The organism is Streptomyces sp. NPDC057287, assembly GCF_042667905.1.
GTDB lineage: Bacteria > Actinomycetota > Actinomycetes > Streptomycetales > Streptomycetaceae > Streptomyces.
The window spans coordinates 340039-352618 of sequence record NZ_JBHUYV010000006.1 but is presented as its reverse complement, the minus strand read 5'-3'; the positions used below and the strand labels follow the sequence as shown (position 1 = coordinate 352618).

The window sequence follows — 12580 nt, the reverse complement described above, 5'->3', positions numbered from 1 at the left end:
CGGACACGGAAGAGGGGCCCCGGCCCACCGCTCGCGCGGTGGGCCGGGGCCCCTCTCGGTGCTCTGTGCGGAGCAACCAGGTCAGACGGTCAAGTGACTACTTGACGATCTTGGTGACCTGGCCGGCGCCCACGGTCCGGCCACCCTCACGGATGGCGAACTTCAGGCCCTCTTCCATGGCGACCGGCTGGATCAGCGTGACGTTCATGAGGGTGTTGTCACCCGGCATGACCATCTCGGTGCCCTCGGGAAGGGTCACAACGCCCGTCACGTCCGTGGTACGGAAGTAGAACTGCGGGCGGTAGTTGTTGAAGAAGGGGGTGTGACGGCCACCCTCGTCCTTCGACAGGATGTAGGACTGCGCCTCGAACTCGGTGTGCGGCGTGACCGAACCCGGCTTGATGATGACCTGGCCGCGCTCGACGTCCTCGCGCTTGATGCCACGAAGCAGCAGACCGACGTTCTCACCGGCCTGGCCCTCGTCGAGCAGCTTCCGGAACATCTCGATGCCGGTGACCGTGGTGGTGGTCTTCTCCTGCTTGATGCCCACGATGTCAACGGTCTCGTTGACCTTGAGGACACCACGCTCGATGCGGCCGGTGACGACCGTACCGCGACCGGTGATCGTGAAGACGTCCTCGATCGGCATGAGGAACGGCTTCTCGACGTCACGCTCGGGCTGCGGGATCGACTCGTCGACGGCCTTCATCAGGTCGAGAACGGTCTTGCCCCACTCGGCGTCGCCCTCGAGGGCCTTGAGCGCCGAGACCTTGACGACCGGAAGGTCGTCGCCCGGGAACTCGTACTCGGAGAGGAGCTCACGAACCTCGAGCTCGACGAGCTCCAGGATCTCCTCGTCGTCCACCATGTCGGCCTTGTTCAGCGCGACGACGATGTACGGCACGCCTACCTGGCGGGCCAGGAGCACGTGCTCCTTGGTCTGCGGCATCGGGCCGTCGGTGGCCGCGACCACGAGGATGGCGCCGTCCATCTGCGCCGCACCCGTGATCATGTTCTTGATGTAGTCGGCGTGACCCGGGCAGTCGACGTGCGCGTAGTGACGCGACTCCGTCTGGTACTCGACGTGCGCGATCGAGATCGTGATACCGCGCTGACGCTCCTCAGGAGCCTTGTCGATCTGGTCGAAGGCCGAGGCCTCGTTCAGGTCCGGGTACGCGTCGTGCAGCACCTTGGTAATGGCGGCCGTGAGGGTCGTCTTACCGTGGTCGATGTGACCGATGGTGCCGATGTTGACGTGCGGCTTAGTCCGCTCGAACTTTGCCTTCGCCACTGGGGTCCTCCTGAGTGGTTCTGTACGCCTTGCTTCATCGGCGCCAGGTGATCTTTGCTGGAATGCCGGTGCCGGGGGCATTCGCCGCGCTGCTTGCGCGCTGCGACGAATGCCCGACCGGGCTCCGGTGACAAGCCTAAAGCGTGAGCTCGGAAGAGTTACTCGCCCTTGGCCTTCGCGATGATCTCCTCGGCGACGTTCCGCGGAACCTCGGCGTAGGAGTCGAACTGCATCGAGTAGCTTGCGCGACCCGAGGTCTTGCTGCGGAGGTCTCCGACGTAGCCGAACATCTCCGAGAGGGGCACGAGGCCCTTCACGACGCGAGCGCCGCTGCGCTCCTCCATGGCCTGAATCTGGCCACGGCGGGAGTTGAGGTCGCCGATGACATCGCCCATGTAGTCCTCGGGCGTGGTGACCTCGACGGCCATCATCGGCTCGAGGAGCACGGGGGACGCCTTGCGGGCACCCTCCTTGAACGCCTGCGAACCGGCGATCTTGAAGGCGAGCTCCGAGGAGTCGACCTCGTGGTAACCACCGTCGAGAAGGGTGACGCGGACGCCGACCATCTCGTAACCGGCCAGGATGCCGAACTGCATGGCTTCCTGAGCACCCGCGTCCACCGAGGGAATGTACTCACGGGGGATGCGGCCACCGGTGACCTTGTTGACGAACTCGTAGGAGGCGTCGCCACCCTCGATGGGCTCGAGGGCGATCTGCACCTTCGCGAACTGGCCGGTACCACCAGTCTGCTTCTTGTGCGTGTAGTCGATGCGCTCGACGGTCTTGCGGATCGTCTCGCGGTAAGCGACCTGGGGCTTGCCGACGTTCGCCTCGACGCGGAACTCGCGCTTCATGCGGTCGACGAGCACCTCGAGGTGAAGCTCGCCCATACCACCGATGATGGTCTGGCCGGTCTCCTCGTCGGAGTGCACCTGGAAGGAGGGGTCCTCCTCCGAGAGGCGCTGGATGGCGACACCCAGCTTCTCCTGGTCACCCTTGGACTTGGGCTCGATGGCGACCTGAATGACCGGCGCCGGGAAGTCCATGGACTCCAGGATCACCGGGTTCTTGTCGTCGGACAGCGTCTCACCCGTGGTGGTCTGCTTCAGACCCATGACGGCGACGATGTCACCGGCGCCCACCGACGCGATCTCCTCACGCTTGTTCGCGTGCATGCGGTAGATCTTGCCGATGCGCTCCTTCTTGCCCTTGACCGAGTTCAGCACCGCGGTGCCGGCCTCGAGGCGACCGGAATAGATCCGGACGAAGGTGAGCTTGCCCAGGTGCGGGTCACTCGCGATCTTGAACGCGAGGCCGGAGAACGGCTCGTCGTCCGAAGGCCGGCGCTTGATGACCAGCTCCGGGTCCTTGACGTCGTGGCCTTCGATGGCCTCGACGTCCAGGGGGGAAGGCAGGTAGCGGACGACAGCGTCGAGCAGGGGCTGGACGCCCTTGTTCTTGAACGCGGTGCCACAGAAGACGGGGGTCACGGTGACGGAGTCGGCCGTGCCCTTCGACGCGAGGGTGATCCTGCGGATCGCCTCGTGCAGCTGGTCCTCGGTGGGCTCGACGCCCTCGAGGTACAGCTCCATCATCTGGTCGTCGTTCTCCGAGACGGCCTCAAGGAGCTTGCCGCGCCATTCCTCGGCGGCCTCCTTGTGGGTGTCCGGGATCTCGACGGTGTCGTACATCTCGCCCTTGGCGGCCTCGTCCGACCACACGAAGGCCTTCATCGACACGAGGTCGACGACGCCCTTGAAGTCGGCTTCGGCACCGATCGGGAGCTGCATGACGAGCGGAACCGCACCGAGGCGGTCGACGATCATGTCGACGCAACGGTGGAACTCGGCGCCGGTGCGGTCGAGCTTGTTGACGAAGCAGATACGCGGGACGCCGTAGCGGTCCGCCTGACGCCAGACGGTCTCGGACTGCGGCTCGACGCCGGCCACACCGTCGAACACGGTGACGGCACCGTCGAGGACGCGGAGCGAACGCTCCACCTCGACGGTGAAGTCGACGTGACCCGGGGTGTCGATGATGTTGATGGTGTGGTCAACATCATTGAGCGGCCAGTGACAGGTCGTCGCGGCGGACGTGATCGTGATGCCGCGCTCCTGCTCCTGCTCCATCCAGTCCATCGTGGCTGCGCCGTCGTGGACTTCACCGATCTTGTACGAAACGCCGGTGTAGAAGAGGATCCGCTCAGTGGTGGTCGTCTTGCCCGCGTCGATGTGGGCCATGATCCCGATGTTGCGGACCTTGGCCAGGTCAAGCGAAGTGGTGGCCATAAGGCTCAATCTTCTCTCGGTCTCGATGGGGTGAGCGACTACCAGCGGTAGTGCGCGAAGGCCTTGTTGGACTCGGCCATCTTGTGGGTGTCCTCGCGCTTCTTGACAGCAGCGCCAAGACCGTTGGAGGCGTCGAGCAGCTCGTTCATGAGGCGCTCGGTCATGGTCTTCTCACGACGGGCGCGGGAGTAACCCACGATCCAGCGCAGCGAGAGGGTGGCGGCACGGCCGGGCTTGACCTCGATCGGCACCTGGTAGGTGGCGCCACCGACACGGCGGGACTTGACCTCGAGCGAGGGCTTGACGTTCTCAAGCGCGCGCTTCAGCGTGATGACCGGGTCAGCGCCGGTCTTCTCGCGGAGGCCTTCCATGGCGCCGTACACGATCCGCTCGGCGGTGGAACGCTTGCCGTCGAGCAGGATCTTGTTGATCAGCGACGTGACAAGAGGAGAGCTGTAGACCGGGTCGATGATGACCGGGCGCTTCGGGGCGGGGCCCTTACGAGGCATTCTTACTTCTCCTTCTTGGCGCCGTAGCGGCTGCGGGCCTGCTTGCGGTTCTTGACACCCTGGGTGTCGAGCGAGCCGCGGATGATCTTGTAACGAACACCCGGCAGGTCCTTCACACGGCCACCACGCACGAGCACGATCGAGTGCTCCTGCAGGTTGTGTCCCTCACCCGGGATGTAGGCCGTGACCTCGATACCGGAGGTCAGACGCACACGCGCGACCTTACGGAGCGCCGAGTTCGGCTTCTTCGGGGTGGTCGTGAACACACGCGTGCAGACGCCGCGACGCTGGGGCGAACCCTCGAGCGCGGGCGTCTTGTTCTTCTCGACCTTGTCCTGCCGGCCCTTCCGGACCAGCTGCTGGATCGTAGGCACTACTTCTCCGGTTTCTGTGTGCCGTTCGTGAAACTAACCTGGAACACTCGCCGACCCACGCGGTCGGGTGTGTCGAATACTGCACGCCTCCGCGGTGAAGCAGAGGAGACGCAGATTGCGGTGGCCACTTACGGACTCGCCGTGCGGTTGAGGACACGCACCCGAGCCCAGGCACACCCCAGGCACAAGGCTTGAGCGTACCTACCTCACGGAGCTGGGTCAAAACAAATGCCGTCCACCCCCGGCCCCCGCAGCCGGGGATCCGCCGCGGACAGGCACCGGAGCGCCCTGACGAGGCGGCCCGACGGCCGGCGCAGCGCCTCCGACCAGCATAAACGACTCCCCCGGGCGCCGAAGCGCGCCGAGCCGTCCCCTCGGCGCCGGCCTGGCACCGGTCACCCCGGGTGACCGACTTCACGGCCGCCGGGAGGAAACGCCGCAGGGCGGCCACCCCGTGCGAAACGGGGTGACCGCCCTGCGGTCGTATCAAGCGACTCGCTTACTGGTTGTACGGACCGTAGTCGTAGTCCTCCAGCGGAACGGCCTGGCCGGAGCCCGTGCCGAACGGCGAGTAGTCGATGTCGTCGTAGCCGACGGCCGAGTACATCGCGGCCTTGGCCTCCTCGGTCGGCTCGACCCGGATGTTGCGGTAGCGGGAGAGGCCCGTACCGGCCGGGATGAGCTTACCGATGATGACGTTCTCCTTGAGGCCGATCAGGGAGTCCGACTTGGCGTTGATCGCCGCGTCGGTCAGGACCCTGGTCGTCTCCTGGAAGGACGCCGCCGACAGCCACGACTCGGTGGCGAGCGAGGCCTTGGTGATACCCATCAGCTGCGGACGGCCGGAGGCGGGGTGACCGCCCTCGGTGACCACACGACGGTTCTCGGTCTCGAACTTCGAGCGCTCGACGAGCTCGCCCGGCAGCAGCTCCGCGTCGCCGGACTCGATGATCGTCACACGGCGCAGCATCTGCCGGATGATGATCTCGATGTGCTTGTCGTGGATCGACACGCCCTGCGAGTTGTAGACCTTCTGGACTTCGCCGACCAGGTGGACCTGGACCGCGCGCTGACCGAGGATCCGCAGCACGTCGTGCGGGTTGGTGGCACCGACGGTGAGCTTCTGGCCCACCTCGACCGCGTCGCCCTCGCCGACCAGGAGACGGGCGCGCTTGGAGATCGGGAACGGCGTCTCCTCGCTCCCGTCGTCCGGGGTGACCACGAGCTTCTTGGTCTTCTCGGTCTCCTCGATGCGGACCCGGCCCTTGGCCTCCGAGATCGGGGCGACACCCTTGGGGGTACGCGCCTCGAAGAGCTCGACGACACGCGGCAGACCCTGCGTGATGTCGTCACCCGCCACACCACCGGTGTGGAAGGTACGCATCGTCAGCTGGGTACCGGGCTCGCCGATGGACTGGGCGGCGATGATGCCGACCGCCTCACCGATGTCGACCAGCTTGCCGGTGGCGAGCGAGCGTCCGTAGCAGAAGGCACAGGTGCCGACCGCGGACTCACAGGTCAGGACCGAACGGGTCTTGACCTCCTCGACGCCGGCGCCCACGAGGGCGTCGATCAGGACGTCACCGAGGTCGACGTTGGCAGGCGCGATGACCTTGCCGTCGATGACGACGTCCTCGGCGAGCATGCGGGCGTAGACCGAGGTCTCGACGTCGTCCGTCTTGCGCAGCACGCCGTCGGCGCCCTTGACGGCGATCTTCAGCTTGAGGCCGCGGTCGGTGCCGCAGTCCTCCTCGCGGATGATGACGTCCTGCGAGACGTCCACCAGACGACGGGTCAGGTAACCCGAGTCGGCGGTACGCAGGGCGGTGTCCGCCAGACCCTTACGGGCACCGTGCGTGGAGATGAAGTACTCCAGAACGGTGAGGCCCTCACGGAAGGACGCCTTGATGGGACGGGGAATCGTCTCGTTCTTGGCGTTCGACACCAGACCACGCATACCCGCGATCTGACGCATCTGCATCATGTTTCCTCGGGCACCCGAGTCGACCATCATGAAGATGGGGTTCGTCTTCGGGAAGTTCGCGTTCATCGCCTCGGCAACCTCGTTGGTCGCCTTGGTCCAGATCGCGATGAGCTCCTGCGTGCGCTCGTCCTTGGTGATGAGACCGCGCTCGTACTGCTTCTGGACCTTCTCGTCCTGCTCCTCGTAGCCCCTGACGATGGCCTTCTTGGCCTCGGGCACGACGATGTCGGAGACGGCCACGGTGACGCCGGAACGCGTCGCCCAGTGGAAGCCCGCCGCCTTCAGGTTGTCGAGCGTCGCCGCCACGATGACCTTGGGGTAGCGCTCGGCCAGGTCGTTGACGATCTCGGAGAGCTGCTTCTTGCCCACCGAGTAGTCGACGAACGGGTAGTCCTCGGGCAGCAGCTCGTTGAAGAGCGCGCGGCCCAGGCTCGTACGCAGCCGGAAGGTGTCGCCCGGCTGGTACTCGGGCTCGCCCTCCTCGATGGCCGGCGGCACCCAGCCACGCGGCGGGATGGTGCCCACCGGGAAGCGGATGTCGACCTTCGCCTGCAGCGACAGCTCGCGGGCGTCGAAGGCCATGGTGGCCTCGGCCGTGGAGCCGAACGCGCGGTCCGTGCCCTTGGCGTTGCGGCCCTCTTCGTCCGTGGTGAGGAAGAAGAGACCCAGCACCATGTCCTGGGTCGGCATGGTGACGGGACGACCGTCGGCCGGCTTCAGGATGTTGTTCGAGGACAGCATCAGGATGCGGGCCTCGGCCTGCGCCTCCGCGGAGAGCGGCAGGTGCACGGCCATCTGGTCACCGTCGAAGTCCGCGTTGAACGCGGTGCAGACGAGCGGGTGGATCTGGATGGCCTTGCCCTCGACCAGCTGCGGCTCGAAGGCCTGGATGCCGAGGCGGTGCAGGGTGGGCGCACGGTTCAGCAGCACCGGGTGCTCGGCGATGACCTCTTCGAGGACGTCGTACACGACGGTGCGGCCACGCTCGACCATGCGCTTGGCCGACTTGATGTTCTGCGCGTGGTTCAGGTCCACCAGGCGCTTCATCACGAACGGCTTGAAGAGCTCCAGCGCCATCGCCTTCGGCAGACCGCACTGGTGCAGCTTGAGCTGCGGACCGACGACGATCACGGAACGCGCGGAGTAGTCCACGCGCTTGCCGAGGAGGTTCTGACGGAAACGGCCCTGCTTGCCCTTCAGCATGTCGCTGAGGGACTTCAGGGGGCGGTTACCGGGACCGGTGACCGGGCGACCGCGGCGGCCGTTGTCGAACAGCGCGTCGACGGCCTCCTGCAGCATCCGCTTCTCGTTGTTCACGATGATCTCGGGGGCACCGAGGTCAAGGAGACGCTTGAGGCGGTTGTTGCGGTTGATCACACGGCGGTACAGGTCGTTCAGGTCGGAGGTCGCGAAGCGGCCACCGTCCAGCTGCACCATCGGACGCAGGTCCGGCGGGATGACCGGCACGCAGTCGAGCACCATGCCCTTGGGCTTGTTGCTGGTCTGCAGGAACGCGGAGACGACCTTGAGGCGCTTGAGCGCACGGGTCTTCTTCTGGCCCTTGCCGGTGCGGATGATCTCGCGGAGGCGCTCGGCCTCCTCGTCGAGGTCGAAGGACTCCAGGCGCTTCTGCAGCGCGGCGGCGCCCATGCAGCCGTCGAAGTACGTGCCGAAGCGGTCACGCAGCTCGCGGTAGAGCAGCTCGTCGCCCTCGAGGTCCTGGACCTTGAGGTTCTTGAAGCGGCTCCACACCTCGTCGAGACGGTCGATCTCGCGCTGCGCACGGTCGCGCAGCTGCTTCATCTCACGCTCGGCACCTTCGCGCACCTTGCGGCGCACGTCGGCCTTGGCACCCTCGGCCTCGAGCTCGGCCAGGTCGGTCTCGAGCTTCTTGGCGCGGTTCTCGAGGTCCGAGTCGCGACGGTTCTCGACCTGCTGGCGCTCGACGGAGACGTGCGCCTCCAGCGACGGGAGGTCACGCGTGCGGCGCTCCTCGTCGACGAACGTGATCATGTACGCGGCGAAGTAGATGACCTTCTCGAGGTCCTTCGGCGCGAGGTCCAGCAGGTAGCCGAGGCGCGACGGGACGCCCTTGAAGTACCAGATGTGGGTGACGGGAGCGGCAAGCTCGATGTGGCCCATGCGCTCACGGCGCACCTTGGCGCGCGTGACCTCCACGCCACAGCGCTCACAGATGATGCCCTTGAAGCGGACACGCTTGTACTTGCCGCAGTAGCACTCCCAGTCCCGGGTCGGACCGAAGATCTTCTCGCAGAAGAGTCCGTCCTTCTCGGGCTTGAGCGTGCGGTAGTTGATGGTCTCCGGCTTCTTCACTTCGCCGTGGGACCAGGTCCGGATGTCGTCCGCGGTGGCAAGGCCGATCCGCAGCTCGTCGAAGAAGTTGACGTCGAGCACTTGTCGTCAATCCCTCTTTCGGGGGTTCGAGCCCCCTCGCGTCACGCGAGAAATCGGGGCACTTCAGCAATGGTCTGAACGGGTCCGGGGAGAGCCGGCCGGATCACGGGGATCCGGCCGGCCAACCCGTCAGACCTCTTCGACGCTGCTCGGCTCTCGCCGGGACAGGTCGATACCGAGCTCCTCCGCCGCGCGGAAGACGTCCTCGTCCGTGTCGCGCATCTCGATGGACATGCCGTCCGAGGACAGCACCTCCACGTTGAGGCAGAGCGACTGCATTTCCTTGATGAGCACCTTGAAGGACTCGGGAATGCCCGGCTCGGGGATGTTCTCGCCCTTGACGATCGCCTCGTAGACCTTCACGCGGCCGGTCACGTCGTCGGACTTGATCGTCAGGAGTTCCTGGAGGGCGTATGCGGCGCCGTAAGCCTCAAGGGCCCACACCTCCATCTCACCGAATCGCTGCCCACCGAACTGCGCCTTACCACCCAGCGGCTGCTGCGTGATCATGGAGTACGGGCCGGTCGAACGGGCGTGGAGCTTGTCGTCGACCAGGTGGTGCAGCTTGAGGATGTACATGTACCCGATCGAGACCGGGTCCGGGAACGGCTCGCCGGAGCGGCCGTCGAACAGGTTGGCCTTGCCCGAGGGCTGGACCAGCCGGTCGCCGTCGCGGTTCGGGATCGTGGCCTGGAAGAGGCCGGTGATCTCGTCCTCGCGCGCACCGTCGAAGACGGGGGTGGCGACGTTGGTGCCGGGGGCGACCTGGTCGGCGCCGATGGCCTGCAGGCGCTGGGCCCACTCGTCACCGAGGCCGGAGACGTCCCAGCCGCGGCTGGCGAGCCAGCCGAGGTGGATCTCCAGGACCTGTCCCGGGTTCATTCGGGACGGGACACCCAGCGGGTTGAGGATGATGTCGACCGGGGTGCCGTCCTCCAGGAACGGCATGTCCTCGATCGGCAGGATCTTGGAGATGACGCCCTTGTTGCCGTGACGGCCGGCGAGCTTGTCACCATCGGTGATCTTGCGCTTCTGCGCGACGTAGACGCGGACCAGCTGGTTCACGCCCGGCGGCAGCTCGTCGCCCTCTTCGCGGTCGAAGACGCGGACGCCGATGACCTTGCCGATCTCGCCGTGCGGGACCTTCAGCGAGGTGTCGCGCACCTCGCGCGCCTTCTCACCGAAGATCGCGCGGAGCAGGCGCTCCTCCGGGGTCAGCTCGGTCTCGCCCTTGGGCGTGACCTTGCCGACGAGGATGTCGCCGGCGACGACCTCGGCACCGATACGGATGATGCCGCGCTCGTCGAGGTCGGCGAGGACCTCTTCGGAGACGTTCGGGATGTCCCGGGTGATCTCCTCCGGGCCGAGCTTGGTGTCACGGGCGTCGACCTCGTGCTCCTCGATGTGGATCGAGGAGAGGACGTCGTCCTGCACGAGGCGCTGCGACAGGATGATCGCGTCCTCGTAGTTGTGACCCTCCCACGGCATGAACGCCACGAGCAGGTTCTTGCCGAGCGCCATCTCACCGTTCTCGGTGGCGGGCCCGTCGGCGAGGACCTGGCTCTCGATCACGCGGTCGCCCTCGGAGACGACGACCTTCTGGTTGACCGAGGTGCCCTGGTTGGAGCGCGAGAACTTGGCGATGCGGTACGTGGTGTACGTGCCGTCGTCGTTCGTCACGGTGATGTAGTCCGCGGAGACCTCCTGGACCACACCCGCCTTCTCCGCCTTGAGCACGTCACCGGCGTCGGTGGCACAGCGGTACTCCATGCCGGTACCGACCAGCGGCGCCTCGCTCTTGATGAGCGGGACGGCCTGACGCATCATGTTGGCGCCCATGAGGGCACGGTTGGCGTCGTCGTGCTCGAGGAACGGGATCATCGCGGTCGCGACCGACACCATCTGGCGCGGCGAGACGTCCATGTAGTCGACGTCGTCACCGGGGATGTAGTCGATCTCCCCGCCACGACGGCGGACCAGGACGCGGGCCTCGGTGAAGCGCATGTCCTCGGAGAGCGTCGCGTTCGCCTGGGCGATCACGAAGCGGTCCTCTTCATCGGCCGTCAGGTAGTCGACGTCGTCGGTGACGACGCCCTCGACGACCTTGCGGTACGGCGTCTCGATGAAGCCGAACGGGTTGATGCGCCCGTAGGAGGCCAGCGAGCCGATCAGACCGATGTTCGGGCCTTCGGGCGTCTCGATCGGGCACATGCGGCCGTAGTGCGACGGGTGAACGTCACGGACCTCGAAGCCGGCGCGCTCACGGGACAGACCACCCGGGCCGAGGGCGTTGAGACGACGCTTGTGCGTCAGGCCCGACAGCGGGTTGTTCTGGTCCATGAACTGGGACAGCTGGCTGGTGCCGAAGAACTCCTTGATGGAGGCGACGACCGGCCGGATGTTGATCAGGGTCTGCGGCGTGATCGCCTCGACGTCCTGGGTGGTCATGCGCTCACGCACGACGCGCTCCATACGGGCGAGACCCGTACGGACCTGGTTCTGGATCAGCTCACCGACGTTACGGATACGGCGGTTGCCGAAGTGGTCGATGTCGTCGGTCTCGACCATGATCGAACGGCCGGACTCGCCGGTCGTCTCGGTCTCGCCGGCGTGCAGCTTCACCAGGTACTTGATGGTGGCGATGATGTCGTCGCTGGTGAGCACACCGGCGTCGAGCGGCTCGTCGGCGCCGAGCTTCTTGTTCACCTTGTAGCGGCCGACCTTCGCGAGGTCGTAGCGCTTCGGGTTGAAGTAGAGGTTCTCGAGCAGCGTCTGAGCAGCCTCGCGCGTGGGCGGCTCGCCCGGACGCAGCTTGCGGTAGATGTCGAGCAGCGCGTCGTCCTGGCCCTGGGTGTGGTCCTTCTCCAGGGTGGCGCGCATGGACTCGTACTCGCCGAACTCCTCGAGGATCTGCTCGGTGGTCCAGCCGAGAGCCTTCAGGAGGACGGTGACGGACTGCTTGCGCTTGCGGTCGATGCGGACACCGACCATGTCGCGCTTGTCGATCTCCATCTCCAGCCAGGCACCCCGGGAAGGGATGATCTTGGAGGAGAAGATGTCCTTGTCGGACGTCTTGTCGATGGAGGAGTCGAAGTAGACACCCGGCGAGCGCACGAGCTGCGACACGACGACACGCTCGGTGCCGTTGATGACGAAGGTGCCCTTGTTGGTCATGAGCGGGAAGTCGCCCATGAAGACCGTCTGGGACTTGATCTCGCCGGTCTCGTTGTTGGTGAACTCGGCCGTGACGAAGAGCGGCGCGGCGAACGTGAAGTCGCGCTCCTTGCACTCGTCGATCGAGTTCTTCGGGGGCTCGAAGCGGTGGTCGCGGAACGTGAGCGACATCGACCCGGAGAAGTCCTCGATCGGCGAGATCTCCTCGAAGATCTCCTCCAGGCCGGACTTGGTGGGGACGTCTTGTCCACTGTCCAGAGCAGCCTCGACGCGAGCCTTCCAGGCGGCGTTACCGAGGAGCCAGTCAAAGCTCTCGGTCTGCAGCGCGAGGAGGTTCGGAACCTCGAGGGGCTCCTTGATCTTTGCAAAAGAGATGCGCAGCGGGGCGGTGCTGGCACCGTTGTTCGTATTCGAGGTCGAGGCGTTGCGCGAGGCGGCCAAGAGGGGGTCCTTCCGAGGGCTCGGACTCACTACGCGCGTACCGGCCCCATGCCGCACACAGAGACAGGAATCCCAAGGTCAGGGATGGTCCGGTCATCGGTGCT

General features: G+C 65.9%; 6 protein-coding genes. All 6 read right to left on the bottom strand.

The window, feature by feature from the left end; genetic code table 11:
- Positions 1 to 97: 97 nt before the first annotated feature.
- The 6 genes from tuf to rpoB all read right to left on the bottom strand — a co-directional run bounded on the left by tuf (position 98) and on the right by rpoB (position 12476).
- Positions 98 to 1291, bottom strand: a complete 1194-nt coding sequence (gene tuf, locus ACFUNE_RS14565) for an elongation factor Tu (RefSeq protein WP_383566459.1) — start codon at positions 1289 to 1291, stop codon at positions 98 to 100.
- Between the two features lie 158 nt (positions 1292 to 1449).
- Positions 1450 to 3579 (bottom strand): elongation factor G, encoded by a 2130-nt coding sequence (gene fusA / locus ACFUNE_RS14560; RefSeq protein WP_383566456.1) that lies wholly within the window; start codon positions 3577 to 3579, stop codon positions 1450 to 1452.
- Between the two features lie 38 nt (positions 3580 to 3617).
- A complete protein-coding gene (rpsG, locus tag ACFUNE_RS14555; RefSeq protein WP_014154599.1) occupies positions 3618 to 4088 on the bottom strand; it encodes a 30S ribosomal protein S7 in 471 nt (156 codons plus the stop codon).
- Between the two features lie 2 nt (positions 4089 to 4090).
- Positions 4091 to 4462: a 30S ribosomal protein S12 gene (gene rpsL, locus ACFUNE_RS14550; protein ID WP_003948652.1), complete on the bottom strand. Its 372-nt coding sequence runs from the start codon at positions 4460 to 4462 to the stop codon at positions 4091 to 4093.
- 499 nt (positions 4463 to 4961) lie between these two features.
- The gene (locus ACFUNE_RS14545) at positions 4962 to 8861 is read right to left on the bottom strand and encodes a DNA-directed RNA polymerase subunit beta' (RefSeq protein ID WP_383566452.1); all 3900 of its coding nucleotides are present in this window, start codon (positions 8859 to 8861) and stop codon (positions 4962 to 4964) included.
- A gap of 129 nt (positions 8862 to 8990) precedes the next feature.
- On the bottom strand, positions 8991 to 12476 hold the full coding sequence (gene rpoB, locus ACFUNE_RS14540) for a DNA-directed RNA polymerase subunit beta (RefSeq protein WP_383566449.1): 3486 nt from the start codon (positions 12474 to 12476) through the stop codon (positions 8991 to 8993).
- Positions 12477 to 12580: the final 104 nt, after the last annotated feature.